The 22,782-nt window shown below is 70.4% G+C and carries 24 protein-coding genes; 6 read left to right on the top strand and 18 right to left on the bottom strand.

What is annotated here, in order from left to right; genetic code table 11:
• Positions 1-14: 14 nt before the first annotated feature.
• Positions 15-800, top strand: a complete 786-nt coding sequence (locus ACSQ11_RS14215) for an SURF1 family cytochrome oxidase biogenesis protein (RefSeq protein ID WP_436006476.1) — start codon at positions 15-17, stop codon at positions 798-800.
• On the opposite strand, the gene ACSQ11_RS14210 is transcribed toward ACSQ11_RS14215, so the two are convergent.
• Both ACSQ11_RS14210 and ACSQ11_RS14205 read right to left on the bottom strand, forming a co-directional pair.
• Positions 794-1,543 carry a class F sortase gene (locus tag ACSQ11_RS14210; RefSeq protein ID WP_436006474.1) on the bottom strand — a complete coding sequence of 250 codons (750 nt, stop codon included), beginning with the start codon at positions 1,541-1,543 and terminating at the stop codon, positions 794-796. The genes ACSQ11_RS14215 and ACSQ11_RS14210 overlap by 7 nt on opposite strands.
• Positions 1,543-1,722, bottom strand: coding sequence for a hypothetical protein (locus tag ACSQ11_RS14205; protein ID WP_436006472.1), 180 nt, complete (start codon positions 1,720-1,722; stop codon positions 1,543-1,545). The genes ACSQ11_RS14210 and ACSQ11_RS14205 overlap by 1 nt, the downstream gene beginning before the upstream one ends.
• Here ACSQ11_RS14205 and ACSQ11_RS14200 point away from each other — a divergent pair.
• On the top strand, positions 1,709-2,821 hold the full coding sequence (locus ACSQ11_RS14200; RefSeq protein WP_436006470.1) for a hypothetical protein: 1,113 nt from the start codon (positions 1,709-1,711) through the stop codon (positions 2,819-2,821). The genes ACSQ11_RS14205 and ACSQ11_RS14200 overlap by 14 nt on opposite strands.
• A gap of 427 nt (positions 2,822-3,248) precedes the next feature.
• Here the strand turns inward: ACSQ11_RS14200 and ACSQ11_RS14195 are convergent, their stop codons facing one another.
• Complete coding sequence (locus ACSQ11_RS14195; protein ID WP_436006468.1) at positions 3,249-5,135, bottom strand: ABC transporter ATP-binding protein; 1,887 nt, start codon at positions 5,133-5,135, stop codon at positions 3,249-3,251.
• 122 nt (positions 5,136-5,257) lie between these two features.
• Positions 5,258-6,856 (bottom strand): ABC-F family ATP-binding cassette domain-containing protein, encoded by a 1,599-nt coding sequence (locus tag ACSQ11_RS14190; protein ID WP_436006466.1) that lies wholly within the window; start codon positions 6,854-6,856, stop codon positions 5,258-5,260.
• Between the two features lie 138 nt (positions 6,857-6,994).
• Between ACSQ11_RS14190 and ypfJ the strand changes: the two genes are divergently transcribed.
• Both ypfJ and ACSQ11_RS14180 read left to right on the top strand, forming a co-directional pair.
• A complete protein-coding gene (gene ypfJ / locus ACSQ11_RS14185; protein WP_436006464.1) occupies positions 6,995-7,903 on the top strand; it encodes a KPN_02809 family neutral zinc metallopeptidase in 909 nt (302 codons plus the stop codon).
• Between the two features lie 4 nt (positions 7,904-7,907).
• Positions 7,908-8,330, top strand: a complete 423-nt coding sequence (locus tag ACSQ11_RS14180; protein WP_436006462.1) for a cupin domain-containing protein — start codon at positions 7,908-7,910, stop codon at positions 8,328-8,330.
• A gap of 8 nt (positions 8,331-8,338) precedes the next feature.
• Here the strand turns inward: ACSQ11_RS14180 and ACSQ11_RS14175 are convergent, their stop codons facing one another.
• From ACSQ11_RS14175 to ACSQ11_RS14120, 12 genes are all read right to left on the bottom strand, one after another.
• Positions 8,339-8,698, bottom strand: a complete 360-nt coding sequence (locus tag ACSQ11_RS14175; protein WP_436006460.1) for a hypothetical protein — start codon at positions 8,696-8,698, stop codon at positions 8,339-8,341.
• A gap of 26 nt (positions 8,699-8,724) precedes the next feature.
• Complete coding sequence (locus tag ACSQ11_RS14170; RefSeq protein WP_436006458.1) at positions 8,725-9,249, bottom strand: acVLRF1 family peptidyl-tRNA hydrolase; 525 nt, start codon at positions 9,247-9,249, stop codon at positions 8,725-8,727.
• A 1-nt stretch (position 9,250) separates the two neighbouring features.
• On the bottom strand, positions 9,251-9,577 hold the full coding sequence (locus ACSQ11_RS14165; protein ID WP_147065607.1) for a metal-sulfur cluster assembly factor: 327 nt from the start codon (positions 9,575-9,577) through the stop codon (positions 9,251-9,253).
• Positions 9,574-10,053 carry a Fe-S cluster assembly sulfur transfer protein SufU gene (gene sufU / locus ACSQ11_RS14160; protein WP_436006456.1) on the bottom strand — a complete coding sequence of 160 codons (480 nt, stop codon included), beginning with the start codon at positions 10,051-10,053 and terminating at the stop codon, positions 9,574-9,576. The genes ACSQ11_RS14165 and sufU overlap by 4 nt, the downstream gene beginning before the upstream one ends.
• Complete coding sequence (locus ACSQ11_RS14155; RefSeq protein ID WP_436006454.1) at positions 10,053-11,339, bottom strand: cysteine desulfurase; 1,287 nt, start codon at positions 11,337-11,339, stop codon at positions 10,053-10,055. Before ACSQ11_RS14155 ends, sufU begins: the two co-directional genes overlap by 1 nt.
• An 11-nt stretch (positions 11,340-11,350) precedes the next feature.
• A complete protein-coding gene (gene sufC / locus ACSQ11_RS14150; protein WP_436006452.1) occupies positions 11,351-12,136 on the bottom strand; it encodes a Fe-S cluster assembly ATPase SufC in 786 nt (261 codons plus the stop codon).
• A gap of 3 nt (positions 12,137-12,139) precedes the next feature.
• A complete protein-coding gene (locus ACSQ11_RS14145; RefSeq protein WP_436006450.1) occupies positions 12,140-12,493 on the bottom strand; it encodes a non-heme iron oxygenase ferredoxin subunit in 354 nt (117 codons plus the stop codon).
• On the bottom strand, positions 12,490-13,668 hold the full coding sequence (gene sufD, locus ACSQ11_RS14140) for a Fe-S cluster assembly protein SufD (RefSeq protein ID WP_436006448.1): 1,179 nt from the start codon (positions 13,666-13,668) through the stop codon (positions 12,490-12,492). The genes ACSQ11_RS14145 and sufD overlap by 4 nt, the downstream gene beginning before the upstream one ends.
• Positions 13,665-15,083, bottom strand: a complete 1,419-nt coding sequence (sufB, locus tag ACSQ11_RS14135) for a Fe-S cluster assembly protein SufB (RefSeq protein ID WP_436006446.1) — start codon at positions 15,081-15,083, stop codon at positions 13,665-13,667. The genes sufD and sufB overlap by 4 nt, the downstream gene beginning before the upstream one ends.
• On the bottom strand, positions 15,080-15,823 hold the full coding sequence (locus ACSQ11_RS14130) for a helix-turn-helix transcriptional regulator (RefSeq protein WP_436006444.1): 744 nt from the start codon (positions 15,821-15,823) through the stop codon (positions 15,080-15,082). The genes sufB and ACSQ11_RS14130 overlap by 4 nt, the downstream gene beginning before the upstream one ends.
• A 64-nt stretch (positions 15,824-15,887) precedes the next feature.
• A complete protein-coding gene (gene pssA / locus ACSQ11_RS14125) occupies positions 15,888-16,808 on the bottom strand; it encodes a CDP-diacylglycerol--serine O-phosphatidyltransferase (RefSeq protein ID WP_436006442.1) in 921 nt (306 codons plus the stop codon).
• Entirely contained in the window at positions 16,805-17,482 is a 678-nt protein-coding gene (locus ACSQ11_RS14120; RefSeq protein WP_436006440.1) for a phosphatidylserine decarboxylase, read from the bottom strand. The genes pssA and ACSQ11_RS14120 overlap by 4 nt, the downstream gene beginning before the upstream one ends.
• A 34-nt stretch (positions 17,483-17,516) precedes the next feature.
• Between ACSQ11_RS14120 and ACSQ11_RS14115 the strand changes: the two genes are divergently transcribed.
• On the top strand, positions 17,517-18,230 hold the full coding sequence (locus ACSQ11_RS14115; RefSeq protein WP_436006438.1) for an ABC transporter ATP-binding protein: 714 nt from the start codon (positions 17,517-17,519) through the stop codon (positions 18,228-18,230).
• Positions 18,227-19,015, top strand: coding sequence for an ABC transporter permease (locus ACSQ11_RS14110; RefSeq protein WP_436006436.1), 789 nt, complete (start codon positions 18,227-18,229; stop codon positions 19,013-19,015). Before ACSQ11_RS14115 ends, ACSQ11_RS14110 begins: the two co-directional genes overlap by 4 nt.
• Before the next feature lie 78 nt (positions 19,016-19,093).
• Here the strand turns inward: ACSQ11_RS14110 and ACSQ11_RS14105 are convergent, their stop codons facing one another.
• Both ACSQ11_RS14105 and ACSQ11_RS14100 read right to left on the bottom strand, forming a co-directional pair.
• Positions 19,094-20,542 carry a M28 family peptidase gene (locus ACSQ11_RS14105; protein ID WP_436006435.1) on the bottom strand — a complete coding sequence of 483 codons (1,449 nt, stop codon included), beginning with the start codon at positions 20,540-20,542 and terminating at the stop codon, positions 19,094-19,096.
• A 69-nt stretch (positions 20,543-20,611) separates the two neighbouring features.
• A complete protein-coding gene (locus ACSQ11_RS14100; protein ID WP_436006433.1) occupies positions 20,612-22,678 on the bottom strand; it encodes a M4 family metallopeptidase in 2,067 nt (688 codons plus the stop codon).
• Positions 22,679-22,782 lie beyond the last annotated feature (104 nt).

Below are 22,782 nucleotides of genomic sequence, written 5' to 3'. Positions count from 1 at the left end.
GGTAGCGTGACGGGGTGTTCAGGCGTCTCCTCACCCCGCGGTGGCTGGGGGCCCTCGTCATCGCGGCCCTGTATGCCGTCGGCGCCTACCACCTGGGTCACTGGCAGTACGGCCGGCACGAGTTCAAGGTCGAGCGCAACGCGTTGCTCGACGCGCACTACCGCGCCGACCCCGTCCCGCTCACCGACGTCCTCACCGACCGGCCCGTGAACCGCGCCGCCGACGACTGGACCAAGGTGAGCGCCACAGGCACGTATGCCGGCTCGCAGCTGCTCGTGCGCAACCGGCCCAACAACAGCGTCTTCGGCTACGAGGTGCTCGCCTCGCTCGAGCTCTCCGACGGGCGCACCGTCGTCGTCGACCGCGGCTGGGTCGCGAACTCCGACCAAGGTGCTGCCGTCATCCCGGACGTCCCGAAGGCGCCACCGGGCGAGGTCACGGTCGTCGGCTGGGTGCGCCCGCTCGAGACCACCCAGAACAAGACGCTGCCTGCCGGGCAGGTCGCCAGCATCAGCCTCCCGGACGTCGAGAAGGCCTGGGGGACGGAGGTTCTCGACGGCTACGTCGTGCTCGACACCGAGCGCACGGCCGACGGCACGCAGGCACCCCGACCCGACCGGCTCGAGGATCCCGACCGCAGCCTCGGACCGCACCAGGCCTACGCGTTCCAGTGGTGGATGTCGATGCCGGTCGGCCTCCTCCTCATCTGGCTGGGCATCAGGCGCGAGCTGCGCGAGGAGGACGTCGACCGCCCCCAGAAGCCGAAGAAGGTCCGGATCTGGGACGAGGAGGACTACTGAGCCGTCGGGGCGGCGCCCCCGGGTGGCGGTTGTGCCGGGACCTCGTCGGCGACGACGACGTAGTTGGCCACCCGGTGTCCGTCCGGTCGGTAACCGAGGTCGTCGTCGCAGGTGATGAGCACGATCCTCCTCGTCGACGTGTTGGCACCCCAGACGTCCGCATCATGTGTGAGCGCAGCCTTGGTCACGACGGCCGTCCGCCTCACGACGAAGATCCGGGTGACACCGTCCGCGGTGATGCGGACCTCGTGACCGACGCGCATCGACCTCAGCTCGGTGAAGACGTCGTCGCGGCCGTACGAGACGACGTGACCTGCCAGGACGGCCGTGCCCACGTCACCCGGCGCGACCCGGCCGAAGCCCCGTACCCAGATCGCGCGGCCCGCCGGCGGGACGACACGCCCCGAGGCGCTCACTCCCCCGGCCTGCACCGGAAGGTCGAGCCCGATGGCTGGGACCTCCAAGGTGGGTGCCGAACGGTGGCCTGACGGGCTGACGACACCGGTCGGCTCGGGGGCTGCCGTCGGCGTCGTGGTCTGCACGCCCTGAAGGGCCCTCGAGCCGGCCTGGCCGGGATCGTCAGGCTCTGCGAGAGGTGCGGGACCGAGATCGGCCGCGACGGTCGTGGCCCCAGGAGCCGCACTCTCGTGCGCCTGCCCTCGGACGAGACCGACCGTGAAGAGGCTCGACCCGAGGACGACGGTGGCGACGCCCCCGGCGACGAGGGGACGCGGCCGTCGCATCAGGACTCGATGTCTCGGCGGCGCGAGCCCAGCAGGGTGGCACCGGCGCCGACGAAGACGAGGGCCGCTCCGCCGCCCACGAGACCGGGCGAGGACGGGTCAGGTCCGACCAGGTCGGTCTCGACCGCGGGCCCGACGGGCGCTGCGGAAGCAGGGGCGCTCGCGGTGTCAGCCGGCACCGCCGGCGGGGGCTCCGTGGCCGGGGTGCCGGGCTGCTCCGGTGCATTCGGCGAGGTCGACGGGGCGGTCACGGGCACCGTGACGGTCGGGGTCGAGCTGGACGTGACCGTGGGCGTCGGCGTCACCGTCACGGTCGGCGTGGGCGCGACCGAGGTGGTCGGAGTCGGCGTGACCGAGATCGTCGGCGTAGGCACAGAGCTCGACGGCGTCGGCGTCGCCGAGACGCTCGGGCTCGGCGTGACGGTGATCGTGGGCGTGGGCACCGAGATGGACGGGGTGGGCGTGATCGAGATCGACGGCGTCGGCGTGGCCGAGTCGCTGGGCGTCGGGGTCACGGTGATCGTCGGGGTCGGCACCGAGATCGACGGCGTCGGCGTGATCGAGAACGACGGCGTCGGCGTGGCCGAGTCGCTCGGCGTCGGCGTCACGGTGATCGTCGGGGTCGGCGTGGCCGAGGTGCTCGGCGTCGAGCTCACCTCCACCGACGGCGTCGACGAGTCGCTCGGCGTGGGCGTCACGGTGATCGTCGGGGTCGGCGTGGCCGAGTCGCTGGGCGTCGAGCTCACCTCGGCCGACGGGGTCGGCTTGGCCGAGTCGCTGGGCGTCGGGGTCACGGTGATCGTCGGGGTCGGCATCGAGATCGACGGCGTCGGCGTGATCGAGAACGACGGCGTCGGCGTCGACGAGTCGCTCGGCGTGGGCGTCACGGTGATCGTCGGGGTCGGCGTGGCCGAGGTGCTCGGCGTCGAGCTCACCTCCACCGACGGGGTCGGCGTGGCCGAGGTGCTCGGCGTCGAGCTCACCTCCACCGACGGGGTGGGCGTGGCCGAGGTGCTCGGCGTCGAGCTCACCTCCACCGACGGGGTCGGCGTGGCCGAGTCGCTCGAGGTCGGCGTGGCGGAGCCGCTCGGCGTGGGGATCACGGGCAGCGTCGGGGTCACCGACACGGACGGCGTCGGGGTCAGCGAGAGCGACGGCGTCGGCGTGGACGTGGGGTCGGGGGCACCCGGGGCGAGGCAGTCAGCGGGACGGACCGTCCGGGTGGGGGCGCCCGCACCGTCGGTCTCCCAGTTGGCGTGCCAATTCAGTCCCGGGTAGGACGTGGTGACTCCGCGGTTGTCGACGTAGGTGAACGGCGGGATGACGTTGCGTGGGTCGTTGGCCTGGCCGGTCCCGGAGAGGATCGAGGCGGCATCGACGGTGATGACGTTCCACTTGCCGACGGCGCCGGTTGCGTGGCAGATCGTGATCTTCCCGCTCGGGTCCGCCTGGGCCGTGGCCGCCACGACCACGGCACTGCCCACACCCAGGACGAGGGCGAGCCCGAAGGCCGCGCTGGTGAGTCGACGACTGGAGTCATGTGCCATGAGGTGGTGCCCCTCTGGGTGGACGTGCGCCGCGCTGTTCGCGTCGCCGTGGCCCCATGCTCATGACTTCTGGTGAGCTCGCGTCGGAAAATCCCGATCGTTGCCTACAAGAGACTAGTCACGACTAACCCAGCGGTGTATTGGCCCGTCCGAAGTGACTACGCCTCGTGTGCCGTCGTGACGGTGGTGTCGTCCGCGAACTGCGTCGTGTAGAGGTCGAAGTACAGACCGCGGGCCGCCAACAGCTCGGCGTGGGTGCCGCGCTCGACGATGCGTCCGCCCTCGAGGACGAGGATGACGTCGGCGTGCCGGACCGTCGAGAGGCGGTGCGCGATGACGAGCGCCGTGCGCCCCTCGAGGGCGGTGTCGAGGGCCCGCTGGACCGCGACCTCGCTCTCGCTGTCGAGGTGGGCCGTGGCCTCGTCGAGCACGACGAGCCGTGGCCCCTTGAGGAGCAGTCGAGCGATGGCGATGCGCTGCTTCTCGCCGCCGCTGAGCCGGTGACCTCGGTCGCCGACGACCGTGTCGAGCCCCGCGGGGAGACGCTCGACGAGTCCCCAGACGCGAGCGGCCCGTAGGGCGGCCTCGAGGTCGGCATCGGTCGCCGAGGGGGCGGCATACAGGAGGTTGGCCCGGATCGTGTCGTGGAAGAGGTGCGCCTCCTGCGTCACGACGCTCACGGTGTCGCGCAGCGACTCGAGCGTGACGGTGCGCAGATCTGCGCCGTTGATGCGGACCGCGCCACTCGTGGGGTCGTAGAGCCGCGCCACGAGCGACGTGAGCGTGGACTTGCCGGCGCCGCTGGGACCGACGAGCGCGACGAGCTGCCCCGGCTCGATGGTGGCGTCGATGTCGCTCAGGACCACCGAACCAGCCTCGCGGTCACCTGTCGCGGTCGACTCGAGCGAGCTGAGCGACACCTCGTCGGCGGCCGGGTAGGCGAACCCGACATGGTCCAGGTCGACCCGCACCGGGCCGGGCGGGACGGCCCCGGCGTCCGGCGCCTCAGCCACGAGCGGCTTGAGGTCGAGGACCTCGAACACGCGCTCGAACGACACGAGGGCGGTCATGACGTCGACGCGAGCGTTGGAGATGGTCGTGAGCGGCCCGTAGAGGCGCGCCAGGAGGGCGGTGAGGGCGAGGAGCGTGCCGACGGTGAGGCTGCCATCGACGGCCATGAGACCGCCGAACCCGTAGACGAGCGCGGTCGCGAGGGCCGCCACGAGGGTGAGCCCGACGATGAACACCGACCGGTTGACCGCGATCCGCACCCCGATGTCACGCACGCGGGAGGCCCGCTGGGAGTACTCGCGGTCCTCGACCTCGGGCGTGCCGTAGATCTTGACGAGCAGGGCTCCGGCGACGTTGAACCGCTCGGTCATCCGGGTCCCGAGGTCGGCGTTGAGACCCATCTGCTCGTGGGCCAGGCCCGCGAGACGCTTACCCATGCTGCGCGCCGGGATGAGGAACAGCGGGACGAGGACGAGCGAGGCGATGGTCAGCTGCCACGACAGCACGAGCATGGCGCCGATGATGAGGGTGAGCGAGACGCCGTTGCTCACCACGCTCGACAGCACCGAGGTGAAGGCCTGCTGCGCGCCGATGACGTCGTTGTTGAGGCGTGAGACGAGCGCGCCGGTCTGGGCCCGCGTGAAGAACGCGATCGGCTGACGCATGACGTGCGCGAACACCTGGGTGCGCAGGTCGACGATGAGGCCCTCACCGATCCGGGCGGAGAGCCAGCGGGACACGAGCGTGACCAGCGCGCTGACGACCGCGATCGCGGCGACGAGCAGCGAGAGCCGGACGACGAGCCCTGAGTCCTTCGGATAGATCCCGTCGTCGATGAGGCTCTTGAGGAGCAGCGGGGCAGCGACGACGAGGGCCGCGTCGACGACGACGAGAGCGAGGAAGGCCCCGATGAGCCCGCGGTAGGGCCGGGCGTACGAGAACACCCGTCGGGCGGTCCCGGGAGCGAGCTCCTTGGAGCGGACGCTCGCGTCCTTGCTCAGGCTGTGGATCGCCTGCCAGCCCGCCATGCTCATGCCGTCACCGTCGTCTCAGCCTCAGTCTCACTCGCAGTCATGTCGTCGATCCTCAACCTTCATGTGCACATGAGGTCAAACCGCGGCCGACACCGGTCGATTCCATGCGACTCGCCAGCATCTCAGGCGAGGGTGACAAGGTCCTTGTAGTCCGGGCCCCAGAGGTCCTCGACACCGTCGGGCAGGAGCAGGATCCGCTCGGGCTCGAGCGCGTCGACAGCACCCTCGTCGTGCGTCACGAGGACGACCGCACCCTTGTAGGTCTTGAGCGCGCCGAGGATCTCCTCGCGCGAGGCCGGGTCGAGGTTGTTGGTCGGCTCGTCGAGGAGCAGGACGTTGGCCGAGGAGACGACGAGGAGGGCGAGCGAGAGCCGCGTCTTCTCACCGCCCGACAGCACGCCGGCGGGCTTGTCGACGTCGTCACCGCTGAAGAGGAAGGAGCCGAGCACCTTGCGGACGTCGGTCTCACCGAGGTCCGGGGCGGCCGACTTCATGTTGTCGAGGACGGTGCGGTCGACCTCGAGGTTCTCGTGCTCCTGGGCGTAGTAGCCGATCTTGAGCCCGTGCCCGGGCTCGACCTGGCCGGTGTCCGGGGCGTCGACGCCGGCAAGCATCCGGAGCAGGGTGGTCTTGCCCGCGCCGTTGAGGCCGAGCACGACGACCCGTGAGCCGCGGTCGATCGCAAGGTCGACGTCGGTGAAGATCTCGAGCGAGCCGTAGGAGCGCGACAGGCCCGATGCCCGCAGCGGGGTGCGCCCACAGGGTGAGGGGTCCGGGAAGCGCAGCTTGGCCACGCGGTCGTGCGCGCGCTCGGTCTCGAGGCCCGCGAGCAGCCGCTCGGCGCGACGCGCCATGTTCTGGGCGGCGACGGTCTTCGTCGCCTTGGCCCGCATCTTGTCGGCCTGGGCCATGAGGACCGAGGCCTTCTTCTCGGCGTTCATCCGCTCGCGCTTGCGACGACGCTCGTCGGTCTCGCGCTGCTGGAGGTAGGCCTTCCAACCGAGGTTGTAGATGTCGAGCTCGGAGCGGTTGGCGTCGAGGTGGAACACCTTGTTGACCACGGCGTCGAGCAGGTCCACATCGTGCGAGATGACGATGAGGCCACCCTTGTAGTTCCTCAGGTGTTCGCGCAGCCACACGATGGAGTCGGCGTCGAGGTGGTTGGTCGGCTCGTCGAGGAGCAGCGTCTCGGCCCCGGAGAACAGGATCCGGGAGAGCTCGATGCGGCGGCGCTGACCACCCGAGAGCGTGGCCAGGGTCTGGTCGAGGTGGCGCTCCTCGAGCGAGAGCGCCGAGGCGATGGACGCGGCCTCGGACTCCGCGGCATACCCTCCGGCCGCCTGGAACTCCGCGTCAAGCCGCGAGTAGCGGCGCATGGCCCGCTCGAGCCGCTCCCCCGACTCCTCGGACATCGCCGTCTCGGCGGCGCGGAGCTCTCGCACGATGCGGTCGAGCCCGCGCGCGGACAGGATGCGGTCGCGACCAGTGACGTGCAGGTCGCCCGTGCGCGGGTCCTGCGGCAGATAGCCGACCTCGCCCGTGCTCTGCACCGACCCGGCAGCCGGCTGCCCCACCCCGGCGAGCACCTTGGTCAGGGTCGTCTTGCCGGCCCCGTTGCGCCCCACGAGACCGATGCGGTCACCACCGGCGACGCGGAAGCTCGCACCGTCGACGAGGAGCCGTGAACCGGCGCGCAGCTCGATCGCGGCAGCAGTGAGCAACAGGAGTCCTTCGTGGGGGTTTCGGTGGCGCGGGCGGGCCGAAGAGGTGGCGCACCGCTTCCGCACCGGGGGCCTTGAGACGTTTAGTCTAGGTGCGCCGTGCTCCGCACGGAAAACGCCACATCTGGGAGGCCATGGATGAGCTTCAACGACGACGTCAGGCTGGACACCTCGCAGGTGGAGTCCGGTGGCAGCGGCGGCGCCCCGGGTGGAGTCGTCGTCGGTGGCGGCATCGGCGGCATCATCATGCTCATCATCGCGCTGATCTTCGGGATCAACCCCTCGGACCTCCCCACCGGTGGGGGCGGCGGCACGAGCGACCAGCAGGTCGACGACACGACCGGGGGCGGCGAGGCCTTCGACAAGTGCAAGACCGGCGCCGACGCCAACGCCGACGTCCAGTGCCGAGTCATCGGCACCGTGAACTCGGTCCAGGCCTTCTGGACGGCCGAGCTCCCGCGCTACCAGAAGCAGTGGCAGCCCACCAAGACCACGCTCTACACCGGCTCGACGCAGTCGCAGTGCGGCACGGCCAGCAACCAGGTCGGCCCGTTCTACTGCCCGCTGGACCAGAAGGTCTACATCGACGCCGACTTTTTCGACATCCTCACCAAGCAGTTCGGCTCCGACGACGGTGCCCTCGCGCAGGAGTACGTCGTCGCCCACGAGTACGGCCATGCCCTGCAGGACCAGCTCGGGCTGCTCAACCGCGCTCAGCAGGACCCGCAGGGCCCCAACAGCGGCGGTGTGCGGATCGAGCTCATGGCCGACTGCCTCGCCGGCGTCTGGGCCAAGCACGCGTCGACCACCAACGGTCCCGACGGCAAGCCCTTCCTCAAGGAGCTCACCGACGCCGACATCAAGAGCGCCCTCTCGGCCGCCGCCGCCGTCGGTGACGACCGCATCCAGGAGAAGACGCAGGGCCAGGTCAACCCCGAGTCGTGGACCCATGGCAGCGCCGAGGCACGCCAGCGCTGGTTCCTCCAGGGCTACAGCAAGGGCGACCTCAACCAGTGCAACACCTTCAACGTCGACACGGTCAGCTGACGACATGAGTGCGAGTGGCGGACCGGAGACGATCCGGCTCGGTCCGCGCCAGACGCTCACCGTGCTGTCGTCCGGCGCCGACGCCCTCGAGCTCGAGTGCCTCTGGTCCCCCGGAGACCCGCCACCGACCCACTGGCACCCGACGCAGCACGAGCACTTCGAGGTGGTCGAGGGCGCGCTCACGGTGGTCGCCGACGGGGCCGAGCGCGTGCTGCGGGCGGGCGACGTCCTCGACGTCCCGGCCCGCACCGCCCACCGCATGTGGAACGCCGGCCCCGGGCCGTGCCGTGCGACCTGGACGGTCACGCCCGCCCAGCGGACCGAGGAGCTGTTCCGTGCGCTCGCGGCCGGCCCGAACCCCGTGGCCAGGGCTTCGCTCCTCTGGCGCTTCCGCCGCGAGATCAGGCTCGGCCGACCGCGGCGCTGACCGTCGAGCTACTTCCCCCCGGGGTACTTCTTGTCGAGCTCCTGGAGCAGCCGGTGGGCGGCGAGCTCGACCTTCTTGTGGCGCCACTCGGACGCCCGGTAGACGCAGGCGATGAGGGCGCTGCGATGCACCCTGTCGAAGTCGCCGTAGACGAAGGCGTGCCGTGCCTTGGTCTCGTCGTTGGCGCCCTCGGTCTTGCCCAGGTGCCAAGCCCCGTAGTCAGCCCAGTCGTGCTCCTCGAGGAAGGCGTTCTGGGTGTCGGCATCCGGCTGGACCCGTCCCCAGTCGCTGTCGAGGACGACCTTGCCGGCCGCGATGAGCTCGCGGCAGTGGCTCACAGCCTTGCGGTTCACGGTGTAGGAGGCCATGCCCCATCATGTCGCGCCGGGAGCGCTCACGGTCCGTCGTCGATGGACACCTGGACGGCGCGCGCCCGGCGCACGACGTCGTCGAGCACGGCCCGTCGCGGATCACCGATGTCGTGGAACTCCCGTCGCGGCAGCGCGCGCAGCCCGGCGAGCCGCGGGTCGTCGAGGACCTCGCGCACCAGAGCCTTGTCCCCACCCACGACCAGAGCAGTCGGTATGCCGTCCGGCACGACCCGCAGGACGTGCTCCACGACCGCTCGGACCAGCTCGTCGGCCTGGTTGCCCCGACGCCGGGCGAACCGCTGCTGCGACCAGCCGCCCGCGGCGGTGCGCGACTGGACGTGACGAGTTCCGACCTTGTGCGTGACGAGGGCGGACCCGTCGACGTGCGCCACGGCATACCCACCGCGACGGATGAGCACGACGGCGAGGTGACGGTCCTCGAGACGCGAGATCCCGACGACCCGCTGGGGGCCGTCGGGATTCGAGGCGTCGAAGCGCTCGCGCCACGCGGCATACCGCTCCGGCGCGACCTCGACGAGGCGCGTCAACTCAGATGTTGAAGCCGAGGGCGCGCAGCTGCTCGCGACCGTCGTCGGTGATCTTGTCGGGGCCCCACGGCGGCATCCAGACCCAGTTGACGCGGTAGGAGGACACGAGGCCCTCGAGCGACTGCTGAGTCTGGTCCTCGATGACGTCGGTGAGCGGGCAGGCCGCCGACGTGAGGGTCATGTCGATGACGGCGTGGTTCTGTCCGTCGACGGTGATGCCGTAGACGAGGCCGAGGTCGACGACGTTGATGCCCAGCTCGGGGTCGACGACGTCGCGCATGGCCTCCTCGACATCGGCCACGTTGGCCTGTGCGGTGGTCTCGCTCATGACGTTCCTTCCTCGAGCGTGGTGGTCGACGTGGTGGTCTCGCGACCACTCTGGTGCAACGCGTCGGTGAACGCCATCCATCCGAGGAGAGCGCACTTGACGCGTGCGGGGTACTTGGCGACACCGCTGAGGGCGACACCGTCGCCGATGACCTCCTCGTCGCCGGGGTCCTCACCCTTGGAGGTGAGCATGGCCTTCATGGCCTCGTAGGTCTGCAGCGCCTCGGCCAGTGGGTGACCGATGGTCTCCTCGGCGAGGATCGACGTCGACGCGGTGCTGATCGAGCAGCCCATGGCGTCGTAGGACACATCGCGCACGACGGGGCCGTCATCGGTGTCCTCGACGTGCACGCGCATCGTCACCTCGTCGCCGCACGTCGGGTTGACGTGGTGCACCTCGGCCTCGAAGGGCTCGCGCAGACCGGAGTGCTGCGGGTGCTTCGAGTGCTCGAGGATGAGTTCCTGGTAGAGATCCATCAGCTCGCGACTCCAAAGATCTGCGGGACGGTGTCGAGCGCCGCGAGCAGCGCGTCGACCTCGTCGACCGTGTTGTATGCCGCGAAGCTCGCTCGCGTCGTCGCTGCCACCGTGAAGCGGCGGTGCAGCGGCCACGCGCAGTGGTGGCCGACGCGGACGGCGACACCGGACCCGTCGAGGACCTGACCCACGTCGTGGGCGTGCACGCCGTCGACGACGAAGGCGACAGTCCCACCGCGGGACTCGAGGTCGGTCGGACCGACGACGGTGACCCACGGGCGGGCCGCGAGACCGGCGAGCAGCCGCTCGGTGAGCGCGAGCTCGTGGGCGTGGATGCGCTCGATGCCCAGACCCTCGATGTGGTCGACGGCGGCCGCGAGGCCGATCGCCTGGGCCGTCATCGGGACACCGGCCTCGAAGCGCTGCGGCGGAGGCGCATAGGTGCTGCCCTCCATCCGAACGGTCTCGATCATCGAGCCACCGGTGAGGAAGGGAGGCATCGCCTCGAGCACCTCGCGGCGGCCCCAGAGGACGCCGATGCCGCTCGGGCCGAACATCTTGTGGCCCGAGAAGGCGAGGAGGTCGACACCGAGCTCGGCCACGTCGACGCCGAGGTGCGGCACGGACTGGCAGGCGTCGAGGACGACGAGCGCCCCGACCTCACGGGCGCGGGCGACCACCGGCTCGACCGGGTTGACGGTGCCGAGGACGTTGGACGCGTGGACGAACGCGACCACCTTGGTCCGCTCGTTGAGCAGCTCGTCGAGGTCGGACAGGTCCAGGCGCCCCTCGTCGGTGACGGAGAGCCAGCGCAGGGTCGCCCCGGTGCGACGGCACAGCTCCTGCCACGGCACGAGGTTGGCGTGGTGCTCCATCTCGGTGACGAGGACCTCGTCCCCCTCGCCGAGCGTGAACCGCTCGCTGCCCGGTATGCCGGGGTGCGGGCTGTTGGAGAAGGCGTAGGCGGCGAGGTTGAGCGCCTCGGTGGCGTTCTTGGTGAAGACGACGTCCTGGGCCTGCGCACCGATGAACCCCGCGATGCGCTCGCGCGCACCCTCGTATGCCGCGGTCGCCTCTTCGGAGAGCGCGTGCGCCCCGCGGTGCGGCGCAGAGTTGAGGCGCTCGTAGAAGTCGCGTTCGGCATCGAGGACCTGCACCGGCTTGTGCGACGTCGCTCCGGAGTCGAGGTAGACGAGCGGTGCACCGTCGCGCACGGTGCGCGCGAGGATCGGGAAGTCGGCCCGGATCCGGGCGACCTCCTCGGCGGTGAACGGCTGCGCTGTCATGTCGTGTCCGATCAGGCGTGGGCCGCAGTCGTGGCCTCGGGGGTCGACACCGGCTGGAAGCGGTCGTAGCCCTCGGCCTCGAGGCGGTCGGCCAGCTCGGGGCCACCCTCCTCGGCGATGCGACCGTCCACGAAGACGTGGACGAAGTCCGGCTTGATGTAGCGCAGGATCCGCGTGTAGTGCGTGATGAGCAGGACACCGGCGCCGGTGGACTCCTTGGCGCGGTTGACGCCCTCGGAGACGATGCGGAGCGCGTCGACGTCGAGGCCGGAGTCGGTCTCGTCGAGGATCGCGATCTTGGGCTTGAGGAGCTCCATCTGGAGGATCTCGTGACGCTTCTTCTCGCCACCTGAGAAGCCCTCGTTGACCCCGCGCTCGGAGACCGCCGGGTCCATCTTGAGGTCGCTCATCGACTGCTTGAGGTCCTTGACCCACGTGCGGAGCTTGGGAGCCTCACCGTCGATCGCGGTCTTGGCGGTGCGCAGGAAGTTGCTCACGGTCACGCCGGGGACCTCGACGGGGTACTGCATCGCGAGGAAGAGCCCGGCGCGGGCGCGCTCGTCGACGCTCATGGCGAGGACGTCCTCGCCGTCGAGGGTGACGGTGCCGCTCGTGATCGTGTACTTGGGGTGGCCGGCGACCGAGTAGGCGAGGGTGGACTTGCCGGAGCCGTTGGGCCCCATGATCGCGTGGGTCTCACCGGAGTTGATGGTGAGCGTGACGCCACGGAGGATCTCCTTGGTGCCCTGCTCGGTCTCGACGGTGACGTGAAGGTCCTTGATCTCAAGGGTGCTCATGAATCAGTTCTCCTGGCTCAGGGCGACGTAGACGTCGTCACCCTCGATCTTGACGGTGTGGACGGCGATGGGGGTGGTGGCCGGCGGGCCGGACGGGTCGCCGGTGCGCAGGTCGAAGCGCGACCCGTGCAGCCAGCACTCGAGGGTGCAGCCGTCGAGCTCACCCTCGGACAGCGACACGTTGGCGTGGGTGCAGGTGTCGTCGACGGCGTGGACGTCACCGTCGGCGGTGCGCACGATCGAGACGACCCGGCCGTGGATCTCGGCCGCGGCCGCACCGACCGACGGGAGCTCGTCGAGCGCACACACGCGCACGAACTCCGCCGTCGTCGCCTCGACCTCGTTGACCTCGCTCACGCGGTGCCCTCCAGCTCGCGGTCGATCGCCGCCATGAGGTGCTCCTCGACCTCGGGCACGCCGATGCGGCCGACGATCGAGGCGAAGAAGCCGCGGACGACGAGGCGTCGAGCGGTGTCCTCGTCGATGCCTCGCGCCTGCAGGTAGAAGAGCTGCTGGTCGTCGAAGCGGCCGGTGGCCGAGGCGTGACCGGCGCCGGCGATCTCGCCGGTCTCGATCTCGAGGTTGGGCACGGAGTCGGCGCGGGCACCGTCGGTGAGGATGAGGTTGCGGTTGAGCTCGTAGGTGTCGGTGCCCTCGGCCGCGGCGCGGATGAGCACGTCACCCACCCACACGGTGTGCGCGGTGTCGCCCTGGAGCGCGCCCTTGTACTCGACGTTGGAGTGGCAGTGCGGCGCCTCGTGGTCGACGAAGAGACGGTGCTCCTGGTGCTGTCCGGAGTCGGCGAAGTAGACGCCGAGGCCCTCGAACGAGCCACCGGGACCGGCATACGACGCGTTGGTGTTGAGCCGGACGATGCCGCCGCCGAGCGTCACCGCGATGTGGCGGACCTTGGCGTCGCGGCCGACGACGACGTCGTGCTGGCCGAGGTGGAGGCTCTCGTCGTCCCACTCCTGCACGGTGACGAGCGTGACCTCCGCACCGTCACCGGCGAGGACGGTGAGCATCTCGGTGTAGTCGGACAGGCCGGCGTGCTCGAGGATCACCGTGGCGCGGGCGAACCGGCCGACGCGCACCATGAGGTGGCCGTGGACGACCTGGCGCTCGGTGCCGGTGAGACGGATGCGGACGGGCTCGGCGAGCTCGGCCTCGGCCGGGATGTCGACGAGGCCGACCCCGCCGCTGTGCGCGGAGGCGACCACGGCAGCGCGGTCCGCCGGTGCGGGAGCACCGCTCGCCTGCCACTCCTCGAGGGACATCGTGGAGAGGGTCACGCCGTCGGGCAGCGTCTCGGTCCACTCGAGGCACGCGCCGGTCGCCTCGTCGCGGAAGAGCGACTGGAGACGGTCGACGGGCGTGAAGCGCCACTCCTCCTCGCGGCCGGACGGGACCGGGAAGTCCGCCACGGCATACGAGGTGGTCCGCTCGGCACGCGACTGGTCGGGGACGAAGGCCTCGGCGGAGTCGGTGTGCGCGCCGGCGGCGGGGGTCTTCTCGGGGGTCAGCAGGCTCAACCCACTGCTCCTTCCATCTGGAGCTCGATGAGGCGGTTGAGCTCGAGGGCGTACTCCATCGGGAGCTCCTTGGCGATCGGCTCGACGAAGCCGCGCACGATCATCGCCATCGCCTCGGTCTCGGACATGCCTCGGGACATGAGGTAGAACATCTGGTCCTCGGACACCTTGGAGACCGTGGCCTCGTGGCCCATCGTCACGTCGTCTTCGCGGATGTCGACGTAGGGGTAGGTGTCGGAGCGGCTGATCGTATCGACGAGCAGCGCGTCGCAGACGACGCTCGACTTCGAGCCGTGCGCGCCCTCGAGGATCTGGACGAGCCCGCGGTAGGACGTGCGGCCACCGCCACGGGCGACCGACTTCGACACGATCGTCGAGCTCGTGTGGGGGGCGGCGTGGACCATCTTGGAGCCGGCGTCCTGGTGCTGGCCCTCGCCGGCGAAGGCGACGGACAGGGTCTCGCCCTTGGCGTGCTCACCCATGAGGAAGACGGCGGGGTACTTCATCGTCACCTTGGAGCCGATGTTGCCGTCGATCCACTCCATCGTCGCGCCCTCGGCGCAGGTCGCGCGCTTGGTGACGAGGTTGTAGACATTGTTGGACCAGTTCTGGATCGTCGTGTAGCGCACGCGGGCGTTCTTCTTGACGACGATCTCGACGACGGCGGAGTGCAGCGAGTCCGACTGGTAGATCGGCGCGGTGCAGCCCTCGACGTAGTGCACGTAGGAGCCCTCGTCGGCGATGATGAGCGTCCGCTCGAACTGGCCCATGTTCTCGGTGTTGATCCGGAAGTAGGCCTGGAGCGGGATGTCGACGTGGACACCCGGCGGGACGTAGATGAACGAGCCACCCGACCACACGGCCGTGTTGAGCGAGGCGAACTTGTTGTCACCGGCGGGGATGACAGAGGCGAAGTACTCGCGGAAGAGGTCCTCGTGCTCACGCAAGCCGGTGTCGGTGTCGACGAAGATGACGCCCTTCTCCTCCAGGTCCTCACGGATCTGGTGGTAGACGACCTCGGACTCGTACTGGGCCGCGACACCGGCGACGAGGCGCTGCTTCTCGGCCTCGGGGATGCCGAGACGGTCGTAGGTCGCCTTGATGTCCTCGGGCAGGTCCTCCCACGAGGTGGCCTGCTTCTCGGTCGACTTCACGAAGTACTTGATGTTCTGGAAGTCGATGCCGGTGAGGTCGCTCCCCCACGTCGGCATGGGCTTCTTGCCGAAGAGGCGCAGCGACTTCAGACGCAGGTCCTCCATCCACTGCGGCTCGTTCTTGCGTCGCGAGATGTCGAGGACGACGTCCTCGTTGAGCCCGCGCTTCGCGGTGGCGCCGGCGGTGTCGCTGTCGGCCCAGCCGTACTCGTAGCGGCCCAGGTCCTTCAGACCCGGGTTCAGCTCCTCGATGGTGCTCATCGCGAAGACCTTTCTGTTGAGGGCTCAGCCTTGGTGGGGACGAATGTCGTGCACACGTGGTCTCCGTGCGCGAGTGTTGCGAGTCGTTGGACGTGCACGCCGAGCAGGCGCGAGAACGCGTCGGTTTCAGCGTCACAGAACTGAGGAAATTCCCGAGCGGCGTGCTGGACCGGGCAGTGACCCTGGCAGAGCTGTATGCCGGACAGCCCGGTCACGCCGCTGCCTCCGGTCCCCTTGAGGTCACCGACCGGGCGTGCCGACGCCGCGAAGCCGTCACGCGTGAGGGCCGCGACGAGGGCCTGGACCCGCGCGTCGGTGTCGGTCCCGGCAGCAGCCAGCTCCACGGCATACCGCTGCTCGAGCTGGCCCACGCGAGCCTCGGCGAAGCGGCGGACCGCGTCGTCGCCGGCCTCGGCGGAGAGGAAGCGCAGCGCCTCGGTGGCGAGGTGGTCGTAGTCGGACTCCAGCGCCTGGTGACCGCCCTCGCTGAGGACGTAGGCCCGGGCGGGGCGTCCACGACCGCGGCTGCCGGCGCCCGACGGGGCGCTCTCACGGTCGTCGATGAGCCCGGACTCGGCGAGGTTGTCGAGGTGACGCCGCACCGCCGGGACGGTGAGACCGAGCTCGTCGGCCAGTGCGGCGGCGGTCACCGGACCACGCTCACCGATGGCCTGCAGCACCCGGTCGCGCGTGCGCGACTCGAGAACCTGCGGCACCACGGTGCTGGCCGGGATATTCACAACGGCAATGTTACGTAAATACCCCGGCGAACGTAAACGAAGGTGTGCCTTACTGCTCCGGGCGTCAGCCGGGCTGCTGGTCGCTGTCGTCGGTGGTGTCGTCCCCCGTGTCGGTGTCGGGCAGGAAGACGGACGGCATCCGCTGCCGCCGGGGCGCGACCGCGCCCGTGCCGAAGAGCCGCTCTCGCACCGGCGCCGTGAGCACCCCGAGCGGCGCCTGGAGGATGTAGCCGTAGGCGATGACGACCCCGGTGAGCCCGGGGTTGAGGACGAGGCCGACGAGGATCGCGAGCACGACGACCCCGGTGACGACCCACGCGCGCTGGGTGCTCGGCGCCAGCAGGTTGCGGAAGGACCGGAACCTGATCGAGGTCACCATGAGCACCGCCGGGACGAAGCTGATGAGGACCGGGACGATGAGCGAGGTGTCGTAGCCCCCCGCCTTCGGCTGGTTGAGCGCGAAGATCGTCGCCATGACGACCGCGGCGGCCGCGGGGCTGGGCAGGCCGACGAAGTAGCGCTTGTCGGCCGTGGGGTCGACGGTGACGTTGAACCGCGCGAGCCGGAAGGCAGCGCACCCGAGCCAGAAGAACGCGGCGAGCCACGACAGGATCGGGTAGTCGGGCAGCGCCCACGTGTGGACGAGGATCGCCGGCGCGAAGCCGAACGCGATGAGGTCGGCGAGCGAGTCCATCTGGAGCCCGAAGGGTGACGTCGCCCCGACGAGGCGGGCGACCCCGCCGTCGGCGATGTCCATGATGATCGAGACCGCGATGAGGATGGCGGCGAGCGTGAACTGGCCCCGGAACGCGAGCAGGACCGACGACAGGCCGCTCATCATGTTGACGATGGTGAAGAGCGTCGGCGCGGTGACCCGCAGCCGCTCCCGCTTGCTCAACTGGCGCAGCGAGACGACCTCTGCACCGGTCGGTGAGACGAGGCGCCAGCGGTCGAACCGCCGGCGTCGCCCGGTGTCCTCGCTCATGCGTCGAGTCCGCCCGGCCATCGGGCGATGACGGTCTCGCCCGCGACGACGCGGGCACCGGCCGCGACCTCGAGCCGCGCGTCGGTCGGCACGAACACGTCCATCCGCGAGCCGAACTTCATGAGGCCGATCCGCTGCCCGGTGGTGATCTCGTCGCCGGCGGCGACACGGGTCACGACCCGTCGCGCCATGAGGCCGACGATCTGGCGGAACTGGACCGTCCTCGTGACACCGTCGACCTCACGCTCGACCACGAGGTCGGTGCGCTCGTTGAGGTGGGCGCTCTCGTGGCTGTATGCCGCGAGCCACTTGCCGGGCCGGTAGGTCACCTCGCGCAGCCGGCCGCCGTAGGGGGCGCGGTTGATGTGCACGTCGAAGGCGGACAGGAAGATGCTCACCTGGAGCCACTCCCCCTCGGGGGCGACACCGTCCTGGCCGGGACCGGCATACATGACCTTGCCGTCCGCGGGCGAGACCACCGTGTCGACGTCGACCGCTCCGCCCGCGACACCCACGTCCGGCGTGCGGTCCGGGTCGCGGAAGAACAGCGCGACCGCGGCCGGCAGGGCGGCGAGGACGAGGGCCGTCCCGCGGCGCCCGGCGAGGGCGGCGACGAGGGACGGGACGGCGGCGACGGCGGTGGCCGGGGCGGCCTCGCGGTCGATGGTGACCATGGGACTCCTTGGGTCGAGTGGCCCCCAGCCTAGGATGTGCGCCGTGTCTGCAGTCGAGGTCGTCGGTCTGCGCCGCGACATCGGCGCGGTGCGTGCCGTCGACGACGCCAGCTGGACGGCCGAGTCCGGAGCCGTGACCGCGGTCCTCGGCCCCAACGGCGCCGGCAAGACGACGACCATGGAGTGCCTCGAGGGCCTCCAACGGCCGACCGCGGGCACCGCACGCGTCCTCGGGAACGACCCGTGGCGGGCCCCCGCCGAGCACCGCGCCCGGGTGGGCGTCATGCTCCAGGACGGCGGTCTGCCCGTGACGACGACCGCCGAGCGCCTCCTGCACCACGTGGCCAGGCTGCACGCCGCCCCCGCCGACGTCCCGGCTCTCATGCACCGCCTCGACCTCACCCGCGTGGGCGGACGCTCGATCCGGCGCTTGTCCGGTGGTGAGCGCCAGCGGGTCGCCCTCGCCGCTGCCCTCGTCGGCCACCCGGACGTCGCCTTCCTCGACGAACCCACCGCCGGTCTCGACCCCCACGCCCGGCTCGAGGTCTGGGACCTGGTGCGCGAGACCGCGGCAGTGGCGGCCGTCGTCGTCACCACCCACTCGTTCGAGGAGGCCGAGCGCATCGCCGACCACGTCGTCATCATGAACGCCGGTCGGGTCGTCGCGCAGGGCTCGCTCGACGAGGTCCGCGACGGGCGCCCGCTCGAGGAGCGCTACTTCGCCCTCACCGCCGGGGGTCGACGATGACTGCCGCCTCGACCCCGCCCGCCGCCGCCTCGGCCTCGTCCGCCGCCGCGCCCGCGACGACGTCACGGCGCTGGTCGGCACAGGCGAGGTTCGAGACCTCCGCCATCCTGCGGCACGGCGAGCAGCTGCTCGTCGCGCTCGTGCTCCCCACCCTGGCCCTGCTCGCCCTCGCCCTGAGCGACGTCCCCGACCTCGGGCCCGGGCGCCGCGTCGACGTCGCGACCGCAGGGGTGCTCGCCCTGGCGGTCATCTCCACCGCCTTCACCGGCCAGGCGATCGCCACCGGCTTCGACCGCCGCCACGGGGTGCTGCGCTTCCTCGGAGCCAGCCCGTTGGGACGCGAGGGGCTGCTCGTCGGCAAGCTCGGCGCCGTGGGGTTCGTCATCGCGCTCCAGCTCGTCGTGCTCGGGACCATCGCGGCGTTCCTCGGCTGGCGGCCGGCCGGTGCCGGGATCCTCCCCGCGCTCGTCACCGTCGTCCTGGGTGCGGCGGCCTTCCTCGCGCTCGCCCTCCTGCTCGCCGGCACGGTGCGGGCCGAGGGCGTCCTCGCACTCGCCAACCTCGCGTGGGTGCTGCTCCTCGGTCTCGGTGTCCTGCTGCCGACCGACCGGCTCCCGGACGCGCTCACGACCCTGGCCCGCGTCCTGCCGTCCGGGGCGCTCGGCGACGGGATGCGGCACTCCCTCGTCTCCGGCGGCTGGCCGATCACGCAGTGGCTCGTGCTGCTCGTCTGGGCGGTCGCCGCGTCGGCTGCCACCGCCCGCTGGTTCCGCTGGTCCGACTGAGCCGAGCGCTCATCCTCCGCCGGGCAGGACGATGGGCCGGCACCCGGAGGTGTGCCGGCCCATCGCCGTTCTGAGACCTCAGCTCGTGGCGAGCGAGGTGTCGTCGACGACGAAGGACGTCTGCAGCGAGGAGTCCTCGCTGAGCAGGAACTTCAGGGTGACCGTCTTGCCCTTGTATGCCGTGACGTTGAAGGTCTTCTGCGCGTAGGTCGCGCTGGTCCCGACGTTGGAGTACGTCGCGAGCGTCGAGGTGGTGGCCCCGTCGACGACCTGGACCTTCATCGTGTCGTAGGCGGTGCTCCCGCTCTCGGCGGTGTCGGAGCGCAGCCAGAACGAGAGCGTCGCCGAGCTCGCCGTCGACGGGATCGAGACCGACTGCTGGACGGACTCGGTCGAGGTGGAGCCATTGCCTCCGAGCCACGCCTTCCACGTCCCGGTGCGGGCCGGACGACCCGTGTTGTTGGTGATCGGGCCGACGGTGCCGGCCCAGCTCACGGCGCCGGACTCGAAGCCCGGGTTGAGCAGGAGGTTCCCGGTCGGCTGCGGAGGCGTCGTGCCGTAGTCCTTCGCGGCATACAGCCAGAGCATGTGACCGATGAGGTCCGCGCCCCGGTCGAGCGACGTGGCGTTGATGTTGGCCGTCGTGTCGCAGGACGAGTGGTAGCAGGGGTCGAAGGCGCGGCCGCCCGTGCCACCCCACTTCTGCGCCTGGCTCGAGGTCTTGAGGGTCTCCGCGCCGCTGAAGATGCCCGCGGTCGGGATGCCGTAGGACCGGAACGCCGCGTGGTCGCTGCGCCCCTGGACGTCGATGTACTCCCACGGGATGCCCTTGGCCGTGTACCAGGAGGTGAGCTCGTCACGGGCGCCGTTGCCCGCCGGGTTGTCGTCGTAGACGAAGTAGCCCGGGTTGGGCGAGCCGATCATGTCGACGTTGAGGTAGACCTCGATCCTGTCCTTGTCGGCCGTCGACAGGGTGCTCATGTAGTGCTTGGAGCCGAGGAGACCGAGCTCCTCTGCACCCCAGAACGCCACGCGCAGACGGTTCTTCGCGCTCTGGCCGCTCGCGGCATACGTGAGGGCCGACTCGAGGATCCCGGCGCTGCCGGAGCCGTTGTCGTTGATGCCCGCGCCGTTGGCGACGCTGTCGAGGTGGCCGCCGAGCATGACGACGTGGTCGGGGTCTCCGGCCGGCCACTCGGCGACGAGGTTGGACGAGGTGCCCGACGAGGTGGAGAAGCTCTGCACGGTCGTCACGAAGCCGGCGGCGTCGAGCTTGCCCTTGACGTAGCTGATCGAGGCCGCGTAGCCGGGTCGCCCCGTCCCGCGGTTGCCGCCGTTCGCGGTCGCGATCGACTGGAGCTGGGTGAGGTGGGCCTGGGTGTTCGCGAGCGAGATGTCGGGGCTCGCGGTGACGGCGGTCGGAGCCGCAGCGACGGGAGCGGCGCTCGCCGATGCGGCCGACGCGGCGCCGGCCAGGCACAGCGCCGAGACGGCGAGTCGGGCCGTCAGGCGGGTGGGGTTCGCCATGGGGTGTCCTTCGTTCGGGACAGCGGTGTGGGCCGGCGTCCCGCGAGGAACGCCGGCCCACGTCTGCCGTCAGCTCGTGGCGAGTGCCGTGTCGTCGACGACGAAGGACGTCTGGAGCGAGGAGTCCTCGGAGAGGAGGAACTTCACGCTGATCGTCTTGCCCTTGTATGCCGTGACGTTGAAGGACTTCTGCGTGTAGGTCGCGTTGGTCCCGACGTTGGAGTACGTCGCGAGCGTCGAGGTGGTGGCCCCGTCGACGACCTGGACCTTCATCGTGTCGTAGGCGGTGCTCCCGCTCTCGGCGGTGTCGGAGCGCAGCCAGAACGACAGGGTGGCGCTGGTGACGTTCGACGGGATGGCCACGCTCTGCGTGATCGTCTCGGTCGACGTCGAGCCGTTGCCACCGAGCCAGAGCTTCCACGAGCCGGTGCGGGCCGGGCGACCCGTGTTGTTGGTGATCGGGCCGGCCGTGCCGGTCCAGCTCACGGCTCCGGACTCGAAGCCGGGGTTGGCGAGGAGGTTGCCCGACGGCGGCGTGGTGGGCGTCGGGGTCGGCGTGGAACCACCACCACAGGACTCCGTCCCGGCCGGGACCGAGATGGCGGTGAACGCCGCCTGGACCGCGGTGCAGGTCGCGCTCGAGGCGCCGTAGAGCTCCTTGGCGGACGCGATCGCACCGTTGCGCGCTGCGGCATACGTGCTGCCGGAGGTGAGCTTGGTCGAGAGGGTGCGGTACCAGACCTTCTCGATGTTGGAGCGGCCGGCGCCGGTCACGGCGGGGGCGCCGCCGCACGTCGCGCTGTTGTAGCTGACGCCGTTGATGGTCTTGGCACCCGAACCCTCGGAGGCCATGTAGAACCAGTGGTTGAGCGCGCCCGAGGAGTAGTGCGGGTCGAGGTTCTTGGTGTTGGTCGACCAGCAGTCCGGGCTCGACCCGTCCTTGCTCGGCTTGTCCATGTAGCGCAGCGGCGTGCCGTTGCCGTTGATGTTGATCTTCTCGCCGATGAGGTAGTCACCCACGTCGGCCGAGCTGTTGGCGTAGAACTCGACGGCGGTGCCGAAGATGTCCGACGTGGCCTCGTTGAGACCGCCCGCGTCACCGCTGTAGTTGAGGTTCGCGGTGTTCTCGGTGACACCGTGGCTCATCTCGTGCGCGGCCACGTCGATGGACGTGAGCGGCTTGGTGTTGCCCGAGCCGTCGCCGTAGGTCATCTGGGTGCCGTCCCAGAACGCGTTGACGTAGGCGTTGCCGTAGTGGACCCGGCTGCGGGCGCCGGTGCCGTTGTCCCAGATGCCGCGGCGGCCGAGGACCGAGTTGTAGTAGGCGTACGTCTTCTCGGCGCCGTACTGCGCGTCGACACCCGCGGTCTGGCGCGACGTCGTCGACCCGTTGCCCCAGATGTTGTCGGCGTCGGTGAACTGCGTCCCGGTGCCGGACGTGGCGCCGTTGAGGTCGGTCGTGTAGTTGCCGAGCGAGTCCCTCAGCTGCCACGTGCTGCCCGACTGGGTCGAGTTGAGCGTCACCTGACCGGAGTACTGCGAGTTGCCGGTGCCCTGCTTGATCTCGTCCCACGAGTACAGGACGGCGCCGTTGTCGGCGTCGACGAGGGTGTGGAGGCGGGTCGGGGTCTGGTCGGCCTTGATGCCCTCGGTGAGGACGTCGTAGGCCAGGCGGGGCGAGGCGCCGCCGGCCCAGACGACGAGCTCGCTGTCCTTGACGCTCGAGGAGCGACCGGCCTTCTGCGCCGCGACCCCACGGGCCTCGGCGGCGCTCTTCTTCGGGGTGGTCGAGGCGACGGACGCACGGCCCGAGGCGTTGAAGCGGGCGTCCTTCTTGGCGCCCTTCGGCGAGTTCTCGACGATGAGGTCGCCGCCGATGACCCGCAGGCCCTTGAAGGTGCGGTCGTAGCGGACGTGCTGCGTGCCGTCCTTGTCGGTGACGACCGCACGCATGACGAGCTTCTCGTCCTTGGACAGTCCCAGCGCCGCGTGGTCACGCGCCGGGTCGGCCTTGGCCGCTGCGGCGGGTGCCGCGCTCGGACCGGCCGTGAGGCCGAGGGCGCCCGCCACGGGCAGCGCCAGGGGAAGGGCCAGTGCGGCGGTGACCGCCATGGCTCCGGTGGAACGTCGAATCACGTCGTGCCTCTTCTCGGTCGGGCAGCACGTGGTGACGTGCTGCCACGGGTGATGCGTCGTCCCCCTCCGGTGCGGCCTCGGGTGTGCCACGGGCTTCGGCGCGG

Origin of the sequence: Knoellia sp. LjRoot47, assembly GCF_964253435.1 — a bacterium.
Classification (GTDB): Bacteria; Actinomycetota; Actinomycetes; order Actinomycetales; family Dermatophilaceae; genus Knoellia.
This window is presented reverse-complemented; position numbering and strand designations above follow the sequence as displayed.